Origin of the sequence: Candidatus Lariskella endosymbiont of Epinotia ramella (assembly GCF_964019805.1) — a bacterium.
Classification (GTDB): Bacteria; Pseudomonadota; Alphaproteobacteria; order Rickettsiales; family Midichloriaceae; genus Lariskella.
On the sequence record NZ_OZ026472.1, the window covers coordinates 276,671 to 296,104 of the forward strand.

A 19,434-nucleotide genomic window follows, 5' to 3' on the forward strand; every position below is an offset into this window, starting at 1 on the left:
CAAGATGCGGTGCGGCATTGTTGCAAATGCGTAGAGCATATCCTTAAGTTTATCTGCCATTGCAATAAATTACACTCTAATTTCGACTATTGGAATATTATTCCAAGAGTATATTCCTTGAGCTTCTATTGATGAAGCTAAGTGATCTGTATCAAACCTTGCGGGTCTTTCTCATTGATTGTGTAAATTTTTTAGAGCCATTAAAATCTCCCATCAAATTTGATTATAAAATGAGCCATAGCTTCATTCCAGTTAGAGATAGGCATGGTCCATTTTTTGGTAATATAATCAATCGTTAGGTATAAAACCTTGAATACCGAATCATCATTTGGGAAAACACGCTTATTTCTTGTAACTTTTCTCAACTGACTATTCAGCGATTCTATAGCATTTGTAGTGTAAATTATCTTACGGATACTCTCTGGATATTGCAGAAATATTACAAGATTCTCCCAATTATTATACCAGGATTTTGCTATATGTGGATATCGTTTACTCCATTTCTTATCAAAAGATTCTAGGGCAAGATGCGCTTCATCTTCAGTAGCAGAGCTATAAATAAGCTTTAAATCTGATGCCAATAATTTTCTGTCTTTATATGATACATACTTCAGGCTATTTCTAATTTGATGTACTATACAAAGCTGATGCTCAGTTTTGGGATAACTTGCGCATATAGCTTCAGACATACCAGTCAGGTTATCACTACAGGCAATTAATATATCTTTTAATCCTCGATTCTTCAATTCAGTAAAATTACTAAGCCAGAATTTAGATCCTTCATTCTCACTTATCCATAATCCTAAAATATCTTTCCGGCCCTGTAAATCTATACCCAGCGCAACATATACTGATTTATTAATTATCTGTTTATCTTGCCTTACCTTAACTATTAAACAATCAAAATATACTATAGGATATAATGGTTCAAGAGGTCTACTCTGCCAAATTCTAACCTCATCAATTACATCATCTGTAACCCTACTAATTAAACTCTCACTAACTTCTGCTCCATATAATTCTTGTAATTGGATCTTGATATCAGACAAACTCATCCCCTTGGCATACAGAGATATTATCTTTTGATCTAAACCATCTATTCTTGTTTGATTCTTGGAGACAATTACAGGTGCAAATTTACCTTCTCTATCTCGCGGAATATTTAACTCGATACTGCCATTCTCAGTAATCAAATTCTTATTATAATGACCATTCCTGCAATTCTCAGTTTCAGACCTATCATATTTGTTATAACCTAAGTGTTCAGACATTTCTGCCTGCAAGGCTCTCTCCAAAATACTCTTCGTTAATTCCTTAATCAATCCATCCTGCTTCAGTACTGTCTTTAAATCCGCTCCTCCTTCTATCAGTAAATCTATCGCTTCATTTATTTTCTTATTCTTTTCTGTCTTCATTCTAATTACCTATATTCTTTAATAGACCTCTTGCATAACCTATTTAAAGCTCAAAGTTATAGATACCAGCAAGTAAATTAAACCTTAAACCGAATCGTTTTCTTCTGTTCCTATAACGATCAGCGATAATTTTAAATCGTTTGATCATGCCTATGACGTTTTCATTTAAAACACGTTCACTAGACAATTGACGATTTTTCTTTTTATCTTTCCTGCTTAGTGGTCGCTTTTTTGTCTTTTTCTTTGGTAACTCTGAATTATAATGCAACTTATCAATGCCTTGATAACCAGTATCTGTAAGAACTTTAATCTCAGGGTGGATGTGAACTCCGGATTCTTTAAATAACCTGAAATCATGACGCTTGCCATTAGAAAAATTAGTGCAAATGATTTCTTTTTTCCTTTTATCCACAATAAGCTGAGTTTTTAGAGTATGTCGCCTCTTTTTTCCCGAATAAAAGTGCTTCTGTTTTTTTTAGGTCGTTCTATCGGTGTTTCAGTAGCATCAATTAACACAAGTTCGTATTCAGAATCGCTTTTTAGTAATGCTTTACGTCCAGGTAGTGAAAATCGTTTATCTTTAATTAGAGTATCTTCAATCCAACGTATATTACGATAACAGGCACTTTCACTTATTCCATAACTGCGGGAAATATGAAAATATGTCCTGTATTCACGCAAGTACTCAAGCGTCATGAGTAATCGATCTTCTAAAGCCAATTTATTGGGTTTTCCACCTTGAGACTTTAAAATAGCTTCAGCTTCTTTTAATATACTTAGTATAACTTCAAACGTTCCTCGTTTAATGCCAGTAAGCCTGCGAAACTCTTCTGCGTATTCATCTTTGATGTTTTCAAACTTCATGTTATCCTTGATAAAATCAAGGATTTTAATCAATTTATATGGTTATGCAAGAGGTCTATTAATTCCAAATATAGGCTCTACTATAATTTACACAATCTTTGATAAAGACTCTTGTTATCTTCTCTTTCTTTTAGTCCAACACATATTGAAGATGTGATGGCGGTAACGAATATCCCACGACATATTTTTAATCTTCTTATTATTGAACTTGAACTAGCTGGAATAATTGAGCGTACTTATAATAATAAATTGAGTATAATAGCAGAGCAATTAGATTTATAGCATGATGTTTAGTGAAAAAAAGAGCGTTGCGATTTACTTAATTTCAGATTCCTCTGGCGAAACTGTTTTGTCGGTTAGTAAAGCTGTCATTGCTCAGTTTTGTGATATTGCCGCTATAGAAGAGTATATATGGACACTTGTTAGATCAAAAACTCAGATAGATGACGCGATTGACCAGATAAAGCAACAAGATAACGGAGTAGTTTTTTATACAGTCACAGATCAAGAGCTCAGGGATTATCTTGAGCATCGGTGTCGCGAAATAGGTGTTGTTTCTATATTCTTACTAAAGCAGTGTTTTGAAGCTATTGCTGGTGTTTTAGGAATAAAGACACCTATAACTGGTGCGCCAGGGAAATATAAAGTACTTGATGAGAGCTATTATCGGAGAATAGATGTGATAAACTATACTGTTCAGCATGATGATGGACAGGTTTCAGATGACTATGACGATGCTGATATACTATTGCTTGGAATTTCTAGGACTTCAAAATCTCCAACTGCTTTGTATTTGGCTCAGCGCGGGTTTAAGACTGCGAATATTCCGATTGTGAAAAACTTAGAAATTCAATTGGCAGCTATAAAAAAGCCGGTTATAGTTGGATTTATGATATCGGCAGATATGCTTGCGCAGATTAGGTCTAATAGAGCACTGAGAGCTGGTTCTTGCTTGCTTGAAGAAGATGATGTTTATGTTAGTTTAGCTGATATAAAAGATGAGTTGCGATATGCTAAGAAAATATTTTCACAGTTCAACATACCTGTAGTGGATGTAACAAGGAAAGCTGTTGAAGAAATTGCTGCTGAGGTGATAAACTTATATTGTCAAAAAAGAGGAGATCATAGAATGAAAGTTTGATCAGCTTTATAATGAGTTTTATCAGAGAATAATATATCATTTTATATATGGCTCTTTGTTGCTTGCTGAAGTTTTTGAAGATTCAGTCTTTAGAATTTGTATTGCTCTATATTACAATTTGAAGAGTAAAGCTTATTTGTAAATAATTTTTTGTTTGAATCATTTGTTATAAAAGCTGTTGTATTTATAAATATTTAGCTATAATGATGCGAGCTGACATTGGTTCGCATATTGTAGTGTATGTTCATAGCTGATGCTTTGTATTGAGTCAAATTTGCTGAGTTGATTTAATTTGTTTAGAGCTACTGTTTTCGTATAACTAATTTCTTTAAGTGTGATAGGAATTAATTTATTTGTATTTACTAGAGTTGATGGTCGTTAGGTATTAGATGAAACAATTAAGAAATAACAGGAATAATTTGTTGATCTGGCTTGTGATAGTCGGCGTTTTGCTGATGCTATATAATTTGCTGGATGATGCTGCGCTGAGTGGTAAGCGGGTCCCTTTTTCATATTTTCTTGAGCAAGTTCATGAAGGTGCTGTTAGTGAGGTTGGCATAAAAGGCAATGTAATAGATGGTCGTTATCAAAACGGGCAGCGATTCTCAACGCTTGCACCTAATTTTTATCCAAGGTTAATAGACCAACTTGCTGAGAGTAAGGTGAAAATAGAGATTGTTCCTACAGAAAGTTCTTTTGGTTATCTGTTTAATATACTGCTTTCTTGGTTTCCTGTTTTGTTATTGGTTGGAGTTTGGATATACTTCATACGAAATATGCAAGGTGGTGGTGGCAAGGCGCTTGGGTTTGGAAAATCTAAAGCGAGGCTAATTTCGGATGCGAAAAACAAAGTGACTTTCGCTGATGTTGCTGGCATTGAGGAAGCTAAAGCTGAGCTGCAGGAGATAGTTGACTTCCTAAAAGATCCTATGAAATTTCAGAAACTGGGTGCTAGAATTCCAAAAGGTTGTTTGCTAATAGGTTCTCCTGGTACTGGTAAGACGCTTTTGGCAAGGGCTATAGCTGGAGAAGCTGGTGTGCCATTTTTTATTATCTCAGGTTCTGATTTTGTTGAGATGTTTGTGGGTGTTGGTGCAAGTCGCGTGCGCGAAATGTTTTCCGAAGCTAAGAAACAGGGGCCTTGCATAATATTTATTGATGAGATTGATGCTGTTGGAAGACATCGTGGTACAGGAGTGGGAGGTGGTCATGATGAGCGCGAGCAGACATTGAATCAGTTGCTTGTAGAGATGGATGGTTTCGCTGAAAATGACGGAATCATAGTGATAGCAGCTACAAATAGACCTGATGTGCTTGATCCTGCGTTGCTAAGGCCTGGAAGGTTTGATAGACAAATTACAGTGCCAACTCCAGACGTGCAGGGGCGTGAGAAGATACTGAAAGTTCATATGCGTAATATTCCTATTGCGCCTGATGTAAATCCCAGAGTGCTGGCTCAAGGAACTCCTGGCTTTGCTGGAGCTGACCTTAAGAATTTAGTGAATGAAGCTGCGCTACTTGCCGCGAGGATTGGGCGTGAGATGGTTACTATGAATGAGTTCGAATCTGCCAAAGATAAAGTTATGATGGGTGCTGAGAGAAAATCTATGGCTCTGACAGATGAGCAGAAAGCTCTTACTGCATATCATGAAGCTGGGCATGCGCTGGTAGCTTGCTATTTGCCCGCTTCTGATCCTGTGCATAAAGCGACTATAATCCCTAGAGGTAGAGCGCTTGGTGTTACTATAAGATTGCCTGAGGACGATAGGTTTTCTGTTACCAGGGAGAAGTTAAAGGCTGATATTGCGGTTGCAATGGGTGGACGTATTGCAGAAGAGTTGATTTTTGGTTATGAAAAAGTGACAACAGGTGCTGGTGGCGATATTAAAGCTGCGACTAAGATAGTGCGTCATATGGTAATGCATTGTGGTCTGAGCGATGAGATAGGGCCTATTCTTGTTGGTGATGATAAAGAGGAGGTGTTCTTAGGTTATAGCATGGGACGTAGTACTCATATTTCAGAAGAACTAGCGAAGAAGATAGATCAGGAAATTAAGAAAGTGATAGATAGTGCATATGGAGTCGCGCATGATATAATTTCCTCAAACATAGATCAGCTGCACTCTATAGCAAAGTCATTGTTAAAGTATGAAACTCTTACTGGTCATGAGATTAGAGGTTTAATCGAAGGTAAACCTGTGCAGAGAGAGGATTACAATGATGATAGTGTTATTGAGCCTTCTGTTCCGATTGCAGATGGTAATGGTCCTTTAGGTTCTGCACCTACTAGTGGTGTTGGAAGTACCAGCAGGCAAAGACCCCAGGAAGCTTAGTTAGCTTCGGCATCTTTTTATATACCCGTCAACAATTGATTTGCTGCGCAAATAAATTGTTGTGGAGAAGTTAAATGTACAAAAATTATCTTTTAGATCTGCCCTGAGCTAATTTTTGGATATATTAATTGGCACTATGCTGCAAATATTTTCATAAAATCCGTAAGGTTTTTGCGCTTATTATAATATTTCCTTACGGATTTAAAACACTATTTTGACGCTTTAAGCGCTATTTTATATATAGTAAATTGAGCTGAGGTTTGCGCATTCAAGAATTGAACCAAAACATATATGTGTTATTGCTTTTTCCGGAAATCTTCGCTGTATGAGGATGCTATTTTCCTTTGAGTGTAACGCATATCTATGTATATACGCAAACTACAACTTAATTTACCATAGCTTCTGAGATTTTTGATGCGTATAATTGAAAATATTATAGAATGGGTGTATAGCTTGAATTTTAAAATCTAAAATTAGAGCTTACAATATATAACATCTTCAACTTCCTTATACCATATAAGAGATTCTGGTACCTACACTGAATTTTCTAGCACATAAACTGAAAGCAATATTTCTCCGTGCCAAATTGATGTATTTAGTTGTTTTATAGATGAAGTTGCAATTTTAGGGTTGCTAAATTCATATTTATTGCTAAAAAAGCTGAGGCTTTGCAAGATGTATTGAAGCTTTGTCATTATGCTAGCGCAATCTAGATTGTTTTTGTGATTTGAGAATACTTCAAGTGCTACTTTGCATTGTGTGAATGTTTGATCTGCATGTTGAACAAGAAGCGAGCGAAAGTCTGATAATCTGATAAATGGGTATTTTGCATTCTCTGGAACATAAGAGTATATCTCAGGTAGTAGTTCTTCATTATCAGTTCTGCTGAAGCGAATATTTTTTATTATAGTTCGTTGTATTATTTCAAAGTACTCCATTAGACCTCTTGCATAACCATATAAATTGATTAAAATCCTTGATTTTATCAAGGATAACATGAAGTTTGAAAACATCAAAGATGAATACGCAGAAGAGTTTCGCAGGCTTACTGGCATTAAACGAGGAACGTTTGAAGTTATACTAAGTATATTAAAAGAAGCTGAAGCTATTTTAAAGTCTCAAGGTGGAAAACCCAATAAATTGGCTTTAGAAGATCGATTACTCATGACGCTTGAGTACTTGCGTGAATACAGGACATATTTTCATATTTCCCGCAGTTATGGAATAAGTGAAAGTGCCTGTTATCGTAATATACGTTGGATTGAAGATACTCTAATTAAAGATAAACGATTTTCACTACCTGGACGTAAAGCATTACTAAAAAGCGATTCTGAATACGAACTTGTGTTAATTGATGCTACTGAAACACCGATAGAACGACCTAAAAAAAACAGAAGCACTTTTATTCGGGAAAAAAGAGGCGACATACTCTAAAAACTCAGCTTATTGTGGATAAAAGGAAAAAAGAAATCATTTGCACTAATTTTTCTAATGGCAAGCGTCATGATTTCAGGTTATTTAAAGAATCCGGAGTTCACATCCACCCTGAGATTAAAGTTCTTACAGATACTGGTTATCAAGGCATTGATAAGTTGCATTATAATTCAGAGTTACCAAAGAAAAAGACAAAAAAGCGACCACTAAGCAGGAAAGATAAAAAGAAAAATCGTCAATTGTCTAGTGAACGTGTTTTAAATGAAAACGTCATAGGCATGATCAAACGATTTAAAATTATCGCTGATCGTTATAGGAACAGAAGAAAACGATTCGGTTTAAGGTTTAATTTACTTGCTGGTATCTATAACTTTGAGCTTTAAATAGGTTATGCAAGAGGTCTATTATAATACCTCTTCTACAAACAATGTGAGAAACTTTTTATTTTCTTGATAATCAATATAGTAAAGAACATGGAAGATTCTCTGTTGATAAATTGCCATAATACGGAGATTTGGAAGTTTTATATATCTTGTTAGTATTTGATGAGAATATTTTTGTTCAACTCTTCCAAATTGATATGTTTCTTTAAAACCAATTGGTGTAATATTTGCCCATATCTTATAACGAAATGCGCAGTTTGGTTTAAATGACTCATACATATCGTCATATTGCTCATGATAAGATTCTAGTATGATACGCTTATTCAGTTTACAAAATTTTGGTTGTAGCATGTTGTTATAATATTTAATTTTGTTATTTTATCTCAGTGATTGTCATTCCTTTCCATGTGTGATGTCTTGTTCTGAAAATGATTTTTTCTTCATCTAGAACTGCAAAAATCATTCCTGGAGTTGGTGTTATAAAATTCCATTTATTAGTAAAAAAAGCGAGTTTTCCATCTGCCCCTTTCCATTCGCCGGAGCTGTTATCTGATAGTAGATATAAATCTGAGTATTTAGGATTTATAGGTGGTGATGTCATAGTAGTGGAAATAATGCCATTATTAATCAAACACTCCATCTTTTGAAAATTTTCGTTTGCTACTAACTCTTTTTGAGCTTGATTCTGCGCTAAAAATATTAGCTCTAGTCTTTTGGATACATAATCTTTCATAGTGATGTAACTCTTAATATTTAGTATTAATACTGTTTTTAGAAAATAACTAAGATATTTTGATATCTGCATAAGTAGGCGTTGCCGGCAAAGTGGCATAAAAATTGTTGAAAATCTATATTTCAATCAATTAGCTGTTTTTGAAAAGTAAGTATCAGAAAGTGATATGTTCAGCAATGTTATATACTCATCATACTTTTAATTGCACCTCTTAGGCACTGCGCTTAAGTAAGTGCACGCGCATGAATTTGAAGAGCATGATTTTTTAGAGTGCCAGTTCATTTCTCTATATATATTTGCGAAGAAATTAACGAAGTAATAATTTAAAAATCAGGCCAAAGGAGTCTGCTCAAGTGACTTTGCCGGCACTGCATAGCTCTAACTTTCATATGTGCGCATCATTAAAGTACCAACTCTTCCTTTATTAGAGGTATAGTATAAAGTGTGAGTCTGGAAGAATACAATATAAATTGAAATTATATTAAGATATTTCTAAAAATTGCAAATTTTGTTATATTGCCAGATGTATTGGCGATATTAATTATTTATTTCTCATAAAATGATAAGTATATGTGTAATTTATTTGAAAATATTCTATTTTTAATGATAACATAAAGATGTATCACGCTTAGATTTTTGAAATATGTTATTTTGTATTTCAATAAGTTTAGAGTTTTTAGCAAGTGATTTTGTCGTATCTAATGTGGTTTTATGAACAGATATTCATATGAGAGTAAGCTTAGTTTTTGCTTTATATGACTAACTTCTATTGTTTTAGAGATAGTGATCGTATTTATTAAAGCGGTTATTTTGAAACACATTCTTTGTAGTGTTTTGAAAAATTTATAATACCTTGCTTATAGCATTTACTAATAACTTGAATATAACTATTACTTATGAGGATTTATGATGATGTTTCTGGCTAATAAAAGTAATACTATGTTAAATTCTACAAATATTGATTTTAAAATTTATGATCATATAGATATAGCTGTGAATGATTTGGAGAATATAGGATATTATAAAGAATTAAATAAATATCATAGAAAGTTAGAAGATTTGCAAGAGGTATTGCCAGAAGATGCTGAGACAAGCGCTAAAGAAAGTGCTAAAGAGGTTATAGAGATTGTTATGGCTATTGCGGCCATTAGCCTTGCTGGATTTATAATATATAAACTAGTGCAATGCTGTAATAATATTAAACAAAATTCTAATATTGTTGCTACTATAGCTGGCACAGAAGCTGTATCTAGAATAGCTAAAAGCGTAACATGTGTTTCCATTAGTAAAGAGTATGACACGAAGTATGAGTCATATAAAAAATATCAGGATGATAATTTATATCATAACACAATTGTTGAAGATTATTTAGAGTTAGAGCTCATTGACGTCAACGGTGTAACAAAAATGGATTCTATATTTGATTATATAGCATTACAGTCATAAGTCTTATATAGTCCATCCGCAAAAAATTTAGTTGCGTAGCAAAGCAATTTTTGGCGGATGGACTAATCATTGTCATTGCTTAAGAAATGGGAATACACTTATGTTATTAATCTGTATTAGTCGACATTTTATCTTACATTTAGTAAATTAAATTAGTTATTAAATGGAGATAATCAATGAACTTAAATCAAAAAATCATCAAACCGAAACTAGGTTTACTTGAATTGGCAAAAAGCCTTGGTAGTATATCATCTGCATGTAAGGCAATGGGTTATAGTAGAGATAGCTATTACAGATTTAAAGAACTATATGAAACAGGAGGAGAAGAAGCGCTATACGAGATAAGTCGCAAGAAGCCAATAATCGCTAATAGAGTAGATCCTGCAGTAGAAAAAGCAGTAGTTGATATGGCGATAGAGTACCCAGCATATGGACAACTTAGAGTATCAAATGAGCTGCAGAAGAGTGGTATACTTGTTTCTCCTGGAGGAGTAAGATCGATTTGGTTACGTAATGATTTGAATAATATCAATAAAAGATTGAAAGCCTTAGAAGCTAAGATGGCCCAAGATGGTATTATATTGACCGAAGCACAGCTGCAAGTACTAGAGAAACGCCGTAATGAAAAAGAAGCACATGGAGAAATTGAGACACAACATCCAGGTTATTTAGGTTGCCAAGATACATATTATGTAGGCAATTTCAAAGGGATAGGAAAGGTTTATGCTCAGGTGTTTATTGATAGCTACAGTAGATTTGCTGATGCTAAACTGTATACTGACAAAACTGCAATTACTGCTGCTGATATGCTAAATGATCGAGTGTTACCATGGTATGAGAGTCAAGGGATACCGATGCTTCGTATTCTGACAGATCGTGGAGGAGAATATAAGGGAAATATAGAACATCATGCTTTTGAGTTATTTCTCAGTATAGAAGGTATAGAGCATACCACAACTAAAGCATATTCACCTCAAACTAATGGTATGTGTGAACGTTTTAATAAAACTATGAAACAAGAATTCTTTGATACCGCTATGCGTAAAAAGATTTATACATCATTGGATGACTTGCAATTAGATCTTGATATTTGGTTAGAATATTTCAACAATGAAAGACCTCATTCTGGTAAATATTGTTATGGAAAAACACCTATGCAAACTTTTCTGGATAGTAAAAAGTTAGCTGTTGAAAAGAATAATGAAATCTTGTATCTCAGTTACATATCTGACAGTCAAAACTTAAATGACAAGCAGATATAAATTTTATAACTGTCTGTAAGATCAAATCTTGACTTCTACAATTAATCGACAATTCGAGTTATTTAGTCATAAATTGCTTTTAATCCATCAATATTTCCACTTGTGATAAGATCTAGGTGTTCTGTAATTTTTTCTACTGACCAATCCCACCACTTAAGCTTCAATAAAAACTCTATTGTTTCCTCATTAAATCTCCTGCGAATTTCCCTTGCTGGATTGCCACCAACAATCGTATAAGGTGCCACACTCTTTGTCACTGTACTGTTGCTGCCAATTATGACACCATCACCAACTTCTACACCTTGCATAATTGTAGCAGAATTTCCGATCCAAACATCGTTCCCAATTATCGTATCTCCTCTGCTTACCACATGCATTGGATCTTTCTCTTTCCAATCTCCACCAAAAACTTTAAAAGGATATGTCGAGATTCCACTCATCGCATGGTTAGCTCCGTTCATAATAAACCGAACACCTGTTGCTATTTGACAAAACTTACCAAATATTAGCTTATCTCCAATGAACTCAAAGAGATAAAGCACATTGTTCTCAAAATTATATACATCATCAGGGTCATCATAGTATGTATAGTCACCAACTATAATTTGCGGATTATTAATGATATTTTTAAGATATACAGTTCGTGTTATACCATTTATTGGATACACTGTATTAGGGTTAGGATATCTTTGCTCAGCCATATTAGCCATATTTAATCTTCGTATTTCTCATCACCTAAAAATCCACCGACTTGTGCATTCCATAACCGCCTGTAGAGACCGTTCTTTGCAAGTAATTTATTGTGCGCACCATCCTCTATAATCCGACCTCGATCGAAGACGAGTATGCGGTCCATACGCAGCAGGGTAGATAAGCGGTGCGCTATTACAATCGTTGTTTTGTCTTTCATCAATTCCCATAAACTTTCTTGAATAAAACTTTCTGTTACCGAATCGAGCTGTGAAGTTGCTTCATCTAAAATAAGAATTGGTGCATTTTTCAGAATTGCTCTTGCAATTGCGATGCGTTGACGCTGCCCACCTGAAAGCCTAACACCACGCTCCCCAACCAGTGAATTATAACCTTGCGGGAGCTTTATAATAAATTCATGTGCATGAGCCTTTTTAGCCGCTTTTATCACTTCTTCATCAGTTGCATCAATCAAACCATAACGAATATTATCCATCAAGCTCCTGTGAAAAAGACTTGGATCTTGTGGAATCATAGCAATACTTGTACGTAGCGACTCTTGTGTTATGTCTCCAACATCATGACCATCTATGAGAATAGCACCATCTATTACATCATAAAGCCTAAGTATTAGATTCACAAAAGTGGATTTTCCACTACCAGAATAGCCTACAAGCCCCACCTTCTGGCCTTGAAGTATCTCAACAGATTCGTTTTGAAAAAGAGTCTCATTCCCCTTGTAATTAAACTTAACATTATCAAAGATTATTTGACCACGATTGCACTGCAAAATGCTTGCATTTGGTTTATCTTGAATTTCCAAAAGCATTATTAAAGCCGACAGACTTTGTTTACACTTTCCATAAGCCTGATTGAAATCATCAACGCGAGACATTGTATACCACATCATATGCCCTAGTTCCATAAAAAGACCTAAAATAAGAGCAAAGTCACCAACACTCACAATTCCCAGTTTATAAAAATAAATAAGAAAATAAACACTAAAACACATCATAGCTGCAATCATTGCACCTTGAGTGGTATGCAGGATCACTATAAACCCTTCTTTTTGTCTAGACGCTTTCAAGACTTTTCTAAAGAAATCATCCATTCTAGCAAGTTCAAAAACTTTGCGCGAAAAAATGCGAATGCTGGCGTGATTAGAAATAGCATCAACCAACTGACCAGATACTGAAGATTCACTTGCAGCATGGCAATCAGCAAGTGTGATTAAGCGTTTCGACATCCAAACGCTAAACGATGAAAAACAAATAAACCACATGAGCAAAATGTAACAAAACGTTGGATTCACGCTAAAACTTGCTACAAAAGACATCAGCAGCAACGAGGTACCTCTTATAAAATCAACTGAAATCCTATGCAAAATCATTTCGATACTATCTGCAAGAGTAGTAATCTGATTTGAAAGACGTCCTGCTAAATTATCTTGAAAAAATTGATGTGAACCATCAATTACATGTTCAAATGTTGTCTTAACAATCTTTGTTTTGATAACTCCACGATACTTATAGCTTATATATCCAACTCCACGCCAAGTAAAATTATCAAACACGATAAAATTCAAAACAATTAGACTGGCAGGGAAGTAGAGAATTGATACATCGCCATCACTCACTTGCGGAAGAAGATTGATTACATGCTTCACAAGTATGCTGTTAAATGGGCCCCAAAACCCTGCAGCAAAAACCAGTAAAACAAAAACCAGTACTATAGATTGATATTCTCGCAAAAAATACCATATGAATGGAAAAAGTGTTTTTGGCAATATCTTCCCTCTGTCTACCACAACTTTTACCTCCGCAAAAATACTACATAATCTATTTAAAATATAATCTCATTACAAATTCTGGCGCTTTATTGAATGATAATATAAAAAAATCAAACGATTAAAGATCACCATATTCAGCAATATCTCCATAAGTAATTAAATAAACGATTTATAAAATACAAGTTTTATTTATAAATATTCAAAATTAGCTAGAGGTGATGCAGTGAATATGTATAATAGTCATACTTTTCAAAATTAGCGCCTTAAAGATGCTAGTTATGTATTGATTATATACTACCTCGCGCTTTTTGAAGTCTCACTTCATTATGTGCGCAAGTTCAATACCAACTCTTCATTTACCGGCTGTATATATCATCGCTATATTTCTCTACTATTCGAAAGGAAGTAGAATTCCTTGAATATTATCTAATTTATGAGTGTCTCCCAAAGCGCCGCGTGACGATTTCTGCAATCAAATGCGCTATAACTGATCTATAAATATTTTATAGCAACTACTTCAGCTACTAACGCCCCTTTCCTTGATTTTTTCCACGAGATGCAGATTGTGCTTTTATCAAATTAACCCAAAACCCATTTTCCGCAGCAGTTTGCATACTCATTCTAGCGAGAATATATCCTATTTTTTGTGAAGCTATAAATTTTGACCAAAATCCCTTTGGCTCTACCACTCCTACAATCTTTTCGCTAACCTCCACCTGAACCTTGCCTTTTTCCATATGTGGGTCATACTTAGTGACACCTTGAGTCTGCTCTATGTCATATAACATATCTTCTGATTTTACTACAGACTTTTCAGCATTCTCAAGTTTTACATCACGCATTTTAGAAGACTTACCTTCGCTACCATTTTTTTTCTTTCCTTGCTCTGACAAATATTGTGACGATGACCTTATCGACTGTATAGCTCTGTCCACTTGCTTTGCGCTATACATCCTATAAAGATACACAACTAGCATATAAAATCCTATAGTAACCAGGCATGCTATTGAGGCAATAAAGAACATGTAGTAATAATAGTTCATAGAATTTTGTTGTTATATATCTGTTTTAGGTAACACGAGTTATTAATCGACCACTCAGGTTACATATGACATACGATAGATTTATTACTACATCTCTTTCCTTTATATATATATGATATACTAGAGTATGCAGAAATAAGGAAAGTGCAACCTATATTCTAAAATACTTTTCTTCAAACAATCTTCGTCTATATTTAACTAATATTCCAAATTTCGAATCATTGTAATCACGAGAAACACTAAAAATTCTAGTAGCTCAAATGAATAGATCACTCAAAAAAGAGGTAATAAGAAAATCTGTACACATGACATCGGTTTTGATACCTATCTTTTATATGTTAACCGATTTTTCCACTTCTATCATTATATTTATCATTATATTAAATCTATGTTTAATATTCGATTTATTAAGACTGAGGGTATTAAAAGACTCCAGCATATTTAAAAACCTCATAAATATTACAGGAATATCCTCAATATTTAGAGAACATGAAAACGAAAGAATAAGCGGAGCAAGTTATTTGCTTTTAGGCGCAGTCATATGTATAACATTCGTACCAAAAATTATATTTGTTATGGCATTCTTCATACTAGCAGTTGCGGATTCTGCAGCAGCACTTATAGGGAAGACATATGGCAAATATAAGATAAGAGAGAAAACTTTAGAAGGAACATGTGCATTTTTTATAGCATCGATTTTTGCTGTCTTTCCTACTGCAATATTATACAATAACACTAATCTACAATTTATAGCTGTACTGCTTGTTTCAATCATCATTACCACATTTGCTGAGTTATACCTCGCAAGTAGAATGCTAGATGATAATTTAATTATACCGCTTACATTTTGTATAAGCTACAGTATAATGTCCAGCTTTATTGAAGTAGGAAACTTACATCTCAACTAGTAAAACCATTTTTACTAAAATAAAATGCACACAACGACGCCTATAAACGCACAATTACAAGTATCTGATACCGGAAAGATTAATATTGACACAAGTAGTATCGTTACAATCTCAGACAGCTTCAAAAATCTGCAAAACGGTGCAAGTTTCAAAGGCTTGGCGAAAGAAATGCAAAATGGCGAAACTCTAATTCAAACAAATTTTGGAGAAATAGTACTAACGCGCCAAGGAAGACACTCAATCTTTAACGGAGCCATTCAAATAGAAGTGGAACAATTAACAGATTCTTTAATAACACTCAAAATAACACAAGAAAAACAAAATATCTCAGACATACATCAAGAAAGGCCGCAAACTCCTAAAACGCTTGAAATTAGAATAAATAAAAATCTCGCAAGTAATGCTACAACAAACGCAGATAGTCAAGTGAAATATAGTGAAATCCCAGTCATTCGAGATAAAATAAGCATGGGAATACAAAGACCAGAAGTAGAACTAAAAAGCATTTACATAGATAAACAGTTTTGGAATTCAATAGACCTCTTGCATAACCTATTTAAAGTGTAGAAGTCAATATTTGATCTTACAGACAGTTATAAATTTTATATCTGCTTGTCAGTTAAGTTTTGACTGTCAGATATGTAACTGAGATACAAGATTTCATTATTCTTTTCCACAGCAAACTTTTTACTATCCAAAAAAGTTTGCATAGGAGTTTTTCCATAACAATATTTACCAGAATGAGGTCTTGCATTGTTGAAATGTTCTAACCAAATATCAAGATCTAATTGCAAATCATCTAATGCTGTATAAATCTTTTTACGCATAGCTGTATCAAAGAATTCTTGTTTCATAGTTTTATTAAAACGTTCACACATACCATTAGTCTGAGGTGAATATGCTTTAGTTGTAGTATGCTCTATACCTTCTATACTGAGAAATAACTCAAAAGCATGGTGCTCTATATTCCCTTTATATTCTCCTCCACGATCTGTAAGAATACGAAGCATTGGTATCCCTTGACTCTCATACCATGGTAACACTCGATCATTTAGCATATCAGCTGCAGTAATTGCAGTTCTTTCAGTATACAGTTTAGCATCAGCAAATCTACTGTAGCTATCAATAAACACCTGAGCATAAACCTTTCCTATCCCTTTGAAATTTCCTACATAATATGTATCTTGGCAACCTAGATAACCTGGATGTTGTGTCTCAATTTCTCCATGTGCTTCTTTTTCATTACTACGTTTCTCTAGTACTTGCAGCTGTGCTTCAGTCAAAATAATACCATCTTGGGCCATCTTAGCTTCTAATGCTTTCAATCTTTTATTGATATTATTTAAATCATTACGTAACCAAATTGACCTGACTCCACCAGGTGAGACAAGTATACCACTCTTCTTCAGCTCATTTGATACTCTAAGTTGTCCATATGCTGGGTACTCTATCGCCATATCAATTACTGCTTTTTCTACATTAGGATCTACTCTATTAGCCATTATTGGCTTCTTACGACTTATTTCGTATAGCGCTTCTTCTCCTCCTGTTTCATATAGTTCTTTAAATCTGTAATAGCTATCTCTACTATAACCCATTGCCTTACATGCAGATGATATACTACCAAGGCTTTTGGCCAATTCAAGTAAACCAATTTTAGGTTTGATTATTTTTTGATTTAAGTTCATTGCTTATCTCCATTTAATAACTAATTTAGTTTACCAAATGTAAGATAAAATATCGACTAATACATTTAAAGCTCAAAGTTATAGATACCAGCAAGTAAATTAAACCTTAAACCGAATCGTTTTCTTCTGTTCCTATAACGATCAGCGATAATTTTAAATCGTTTGATCATGCCTATGACGTTTTCATTTAAAACACGTTCACTAGACAATTGACGATTTTTCTTTTTATCTTTCCTGCTTAGTGGTCGCTTTTTTGTCTTTTTCTTTGGTAACTCTGAATTATAATGCAACTTATCAATGCCTTGATAACCAGTATCTGTAAGAACTTTAATCTCAGGGTGGATGTGAACTCCGGATTCTTTAAATAACCTGAAATCATGACGCTTGCCATTAGAAAAATTAGTGCAAATGATTTCTTTTTTCCTTTTATCCACAATAAGCTGAGTTTTTAGAGTATGTCGCCTCTTTTTTCCCGAATAAAAGTGCTTCTGTTTTTTTTAGGTCGTTCTATCGGTGTTTCAGTAGCATCAATTAACACAAGTTCGTATTCAGAATCGCTTTTTAGTAATGCTTTACGTCCAGGTAGTGAAAATCGTTTATCTTTAATTAGAGTATCTTCAATCCAACGTATATTACGATAACAGGCACTTTCACTTATTCCATAACTGCGGGAAATATGAAAATATGTCCTGTATTCACGCAAGTACTCAAGCGTCATGAGTAATCGATCTTCTAAAGCCAATTTATTGGGTTTTCCACCTTGAGACTTTAAAATAGCTTCAGCTTCTTTTAATATACTTAGTATAACTTCAAACGTTCCTCGTTTAATGCCAGTAAGCCTGCGAAACTCTTCTGCGTATTCATCTTTGATGTTTTCAAACTTCATGTTATCCTTGATAAAATCAAGGATTTTAATCAATTTATATGGTTATGCAAGAGGTCTAATATTTTCGGAAAATTCACCGGCAAGAAAACTACTTTCAAATGAATTGTTATCGGCAAATATAGAACCAGAAGATAAAATAAAAGGAAATTTTGTTATAATCAGAGATAGTAATGTTATTTCTCGTATGGCTGGAAAAGAGTTTTTGATAAATGAAGATGGAGCACTATACTTAAAATGCAATTTGATCACTCATGAACAATATAATGTAACATCTATCAAAACTATGCTTGGCTGCTTTATCCACGACAGCTATTCCTGGATGCACATGAAAAAAGGAGATGAGTTCTTAGTGATTCAACTCACATCACTTGAAATGAACAAAGATAACATTACCATAACCAGCCCAACTAAAGTACAAATTGCTGAGAATTTCGAATTACTTAAGAATTTAATTCAGAAAGCGGAAGAAACTATTAGAAACGTAAGCGACATAAAAAACATGGATTATGGTTTACTTCCATCATTTTCAAAAGAAACTAATCATCATTCACAAATCAATAGACCTCTTGCATAACCTATTTAAAGCTCAAAGTTATAGATACCAGCAAGTAAATTAAACCTTAAACCGAATCGTTTTCTTCTGTTCCTATAACGATCAGCGATAATTTTAAATCGTTTGATCATGCCTATGACGTTTTCATTTAAAACACGTTCACTAGACAATTGACGATTTTTCTTTTTATCTTTCCTGCTTAGTGGTCGCTTTTTTGTCTTTTTCTTTGGTAACTCTGAATTATAATGCAACTTATCAATGCCTTGATAACCAGTATCTGTAAGAACTTTAATCTCAGGGTGGATGTGAACTCCGGATTCTTTAAATAACCTGAAATCATGACGCTTGCCATTAGAAAAATTAGTGCAAATGATTTCTTTTTTCCTTTTATCCACAATAAGCTGAGTTTTTAGAGTATGTCGCCTCTTTTTTCCCGAATAAAAGTGCTTCTGTTTTTTTTAGGTCGTTCTATCGGTGTTTCAGTAGCATCAATTAACACAAGTTCGTATTCAGAATCGCTTTTTAGTAATGCTTTACGTCCAGGTAGTGAAAATCGTTTATCTTTAATTAGAGTATCTTCAATCCAACGTATATTACGATAACAGGCACTTTCACTTATTCCATAACTGCGGGAAATATGAAAATATGTCCTGTATTCACGCAAGTACTCAAGCGTCATGAGTAATCGATCTTCTAAAGCCAATTTATTGGGTTTTCCACCTTGAGACTTTAAAATAGCTTCAGCTTCTTTTAATATACTTAGTATAACTTCAAACGTTCCTCGTTTAATGCCAGTAAGCCTGCGAAACTCTTCTGCGTATTCATCTTTGATGTTTTCAAACTTCATGTTATCCTTGATAAAATCA

The 19,434-nt window shown here is 34.1% G+C and carries 21 protein-coding genes; 10 read left to right on the forward strand and 11 right to left on the reverse strand.

Translation table 11 applies throughout. The annotated features are described in order from the left end of the window. Positions 1-200: 200 nt before the first annotated feature. Both AACL20_RS01190 and AACL20_RS01195 read right to left on the reverse strand, forming a co-directional pair. Complete coding sequence (locus AACL20_RS01190) at positions 201-1,415, reverse strand: IS256 family transposase (RefSeq protein ID WP_339051785.1); 1,215 nt, start codon at positions 1,413-1,415, stop codon at positions 201-203. A 43-nt stretch (positions 1,416-1,458) separates the two neighbouring features. Continuing rightward, a protein-coding gene (locus AACL20_RS01195) for an IS5 family transposase (protein WP_339051669.1) occupies positions 1,459-2,279 on the reverse strand; the annotation gives its coding sequence in 2 pieces (ribosomal slippage) (positions 1,459-1,892 and positions 1,892-2,279; 822 coding nt in all). Between AACL20_RS01195 and AACL20_RS01200 the strand changes: the two genes are divergently transcribed. From AACL20_RS01200 to ftsH, 4 genes are all read left to right on the forward strand, one after another. After that, entirely contained in the window at positions 2,278-2,436 is a 159-nt protein-coding gene (locus AACL20_RS01200) for a hypothetical protein (RefSeq protein WP_339052323.1), read from the forward strand. The genes AACL20_RS01195 and AACL20_RS01200 overlap by 2 nt on opposite strands. Beyond that, positions 2,436-2,561, forward strand: coding sequence for a hypothetical protein (locus AACL20_RS06860; protein ID WP_410519912.1), 126 nt, complete (start codon positions 2,436-2,438; stop codon positions 2,559-2,561). The genes AACL20_RS01200 and AACL20_RS06860 overlap by 1 nt, the downstream gene beginning before the upstream one ends. Before the next feature lie 4 nt (positions 2,562-2,565). Continuing rightward, positions 2,566-3,420: a pyruvate, water dikinase regulatory protein gene (locus AACL20_RS01205; RefSeq protein ID WP_339052324.1), complete on the forward strand. Its 855-nt coding sequence runs from the start codon at positions 2,566-2,568 to the stop codon at positions 3,418-3,420. Between the two features lie 389 nt (positions 3,421-3,809). Then, positions 3,810-5,753, forward strand: coding sequence for an ATP-dependent zinc metalloprotease FtsH (ftsH, locus tag AACL20_RS01210; RefSeq protein WP_339052325.1), 1,944 nt, complete (start codon positions 3,810-3,812; stop codon positions 5,751-5,753). Positions 5,754-6,286: 533 nt separating this feature from the next. On the opposite strand, the gene AACL20_RS01215 is transcribed toward ftsH, so the two are convergent. Beyond that, the gene (locus AACL20_RS01215; protein ID WP_339052326.1) at positions 6,287-6,751 is read right to left on the reverse strand and encodes a hypothetical protein; all 465 of its coding nucleotides are present in this window, start codon (positions 6,749-6,751) and stop codon (positions 6,287-6,289) included. On the opposite strand from AACL20_RS01215, the gene AACL20_RS01220 reads away from it, so the two are divergent. After that, positions 6,750-7,570 (forward strand): IS5 family transposase gene (locus tag AACL20_RS01220; protein ID WP_339051669.1). Its coding sequence is split into 2 segments (ribosomal slippage): positions 6,750-7,137 and positions 7,137-7,570, totalling 822 coding nucleotides; the frame shifts between segments, so codons are not numbered across the junction. The genes AACL20_RS01215 and AACL20_RS01220 overlap by 2 nt on opposite strands. 21 nt (positions 7,571-7,591) lie before the next feature. On the opposite strand, the gene AACL20_RS06865 is transcribed toward AACL20_RS01220, so the two are convergent. Both AACL20_RS06865 and AACL20_RS01225 read right to left on the reverse strand, forming a co-directional pair. Continuing rightward, positions 7,592-7,921, reverse strand: coding sequence for a phage head closure protein (locus tag AACL20_RS06865; RefSeq protein ID WP_410519913.1), 330 nt, complete (start codon positions 7,919-7,921; stop codon positions 7,592-7,594). A gap of 22 nt (positions 7,922-7,943) precedes the next feature. Beyond that, positions 7,944-8,303 (reverse strand): DUF2793 domain-containing protein, encoded by a 360-nt coding sequence (locus tag AACL20_RS01225; protein ID WP_339052327.1) that lies wholly within the window; start codon positions 8,301-8,303, stop codon positions 7,944-7,946. 939 nt (positions 8,304-9,242) lie between these two features. On the opposite strand from AACL20_RS01225, the gene AACL20_RS01230 reads away from it, so the two are divergent. Then, positions 9,243-9,749 carry a hypothetical protein gene (locus AACL20_RS01230; RefSeq protein WP_339052328.1) on the forward strand — a complete coding sequence of 169 codons (507 nt, stop codon included), beginning with the start codon at positions 9,243-9,245 and terminating at the stop codon, positions 9,747-9,749. 176 nt (positions 9,750-9,925) lie between these two features. Then, complete coding sequence (locus AACL20_RS01235) at positions 9,926-11,011, forward strand: IS481 family transposase (RefSeq protein ID WP_339052329.1); 1,086 nt, start codon at positions 9,926-9,928, stop codon at positions 11,009-11,011. 62 nt (positions 11,012-11,073) lie between these two features. Here AACL20_RS01235 and AACL20_RS01240 read toward each other — a convergent pair whose 3' ends face one another. From AACL20_RS01240 to AACL20_RS01250, 3 genes are all read right to left on the reverse strand, one after another. Continuing rightward, a complete protein-coding gene (locus AACL20_RS01240; RefSeq protein ID WP_410519926.1) occupies positions 11,074-11,712 on the reverse strand; it encodes a CatB-related O-acetyltransferase in 639 nt (212 codons plus the stop codon). An 11-nt stretch (positions 11,713-11,723) separates the two neighbouring features. Then, on the reverse strand, positions 11,724-13,508 hold the full coding sequence (locus tag AACL20_RS01245) for an ABC transporter ATP-binding protein (protein ID WP_339052331.1): 1,785 nt from the start codon (positions 13,506-13,508) through the stop codon (positions 11,724-11,726). Between the two features lie 506 nt (positions 13,509-14,014). Beyond that, positions 14,015-14,467, reverse strand: a complete 453-nt coding sequence (locus AACL20_RS01250) for a hypothetical protein (RefSeq protein WP_339052332.1) — start codon at positions 14,465-14,467, stop codon at positions 14,015-14,017. A 587-nt stretch (positions 14,468-15,054) separates the two neighbouring features. Here AACL20_RS01250 and AACL20_RS01255 point away from each other — a divergent pair. Both AACL20_RS01255 and AACL20_RS01260 read left to right on the forward strand, forming a co-directional pair. Further along, positions 15,055-15,441 carry a hypothetical protein gene (locus tag AACL20_RS01255; RefSeq protein WP_339052333.1) on the forward strand — a complete coding sequence of 129 codons (387 nt, stop codon included), beginning with the start codon at positions 15,055-15,057 and terminating at the stop codon, positions 15,439-15,441. 168 nt (positions 15,442-15,609) lie between these two features. After that, on the forward strand, positions 15,610-16,008 hold the full coding sequence (locus tag AACL20_RS01260; RefSeq protein WP_339052334.1) for a hypothetical protein: 399 nt from the start codon (positions 15,610-15,612) through the stop codon (positions 16,006-16,008). Between the two features lie 35 nt (positions 16,009-16,043). Here AACL20_RS01260 and AACL20_RS01265 read toward each other — a convergent pair whose 3' ends face one another. Together AACL20_RS01265 and AACL20_RS01270 are read right to left on the reverse strand one after the other, a co-directional pair. Beyond that, positions 16,044-17,129 carry an IS481 family transposase gene (locus AACL20_RS01265; RefSeq protein ID WP_339051889.1) on the reverse strand — a complete coding sequence of 362 codons (1,086 nt, stop codon included), beginning with the start codon at positions 17,127-17,129 and terminating at the stop codon, positions 16,044-16,046. A 65-nt stretch (positions 17,130-17,194) separates the two neighbouring features. Continuing rightward, positions 17,195-18,015, reverse strand: a protein-coding gene (locus AACL20_RS01270) for an IS5 family transposase (protein WP_339051669.1) whose coding sequence is annotated in 2 segments (ribosomal slippage) — positions 17,195-17,628 and positions 17,628-18,015 — 822 coding nt in all. Because the reading frame shifts where the segments join, the coding sequence is not laid out codon by codon here. Here AACL20_RS01270 and AACL20_RS01275 point away from each other — a divergent pair. Further along, positions 18,014-18,589, forward strand: coding sequence for a hypothetical protein (locus AACL20_RS01275; protein WP_339052335.1), 576 nt, complete (start codon positions 18,014-18,016; stop codon positions 18,587-18,589). The two genes, AACL20_RS01270 and AACL20_RS01275, sit on opposite strands and share 2 nt — an antisense overlap. A 5-nt stretch (positions 18,590-18,594) precedes the next feature. On the opposite strand, the gene AACL20_RS01280 is transcribed toward AACL20_RS01275, so the two are convergent. Further along, a protein-coding gene (locus AACL20_RS01280) for an IS5 family transposase (RefSeq protein ID WP_339051669.1) occupies positions 18,595-19,415 on the reverse strand; the annotation gives its coding sequence in 2 pieces (ribosomal slippage) (positions 18,595-19,028 and positions 19,028-19,415; 822 coding nt in all). Positions 19,416-19,434: the final 19 nt, after the last annotated feature.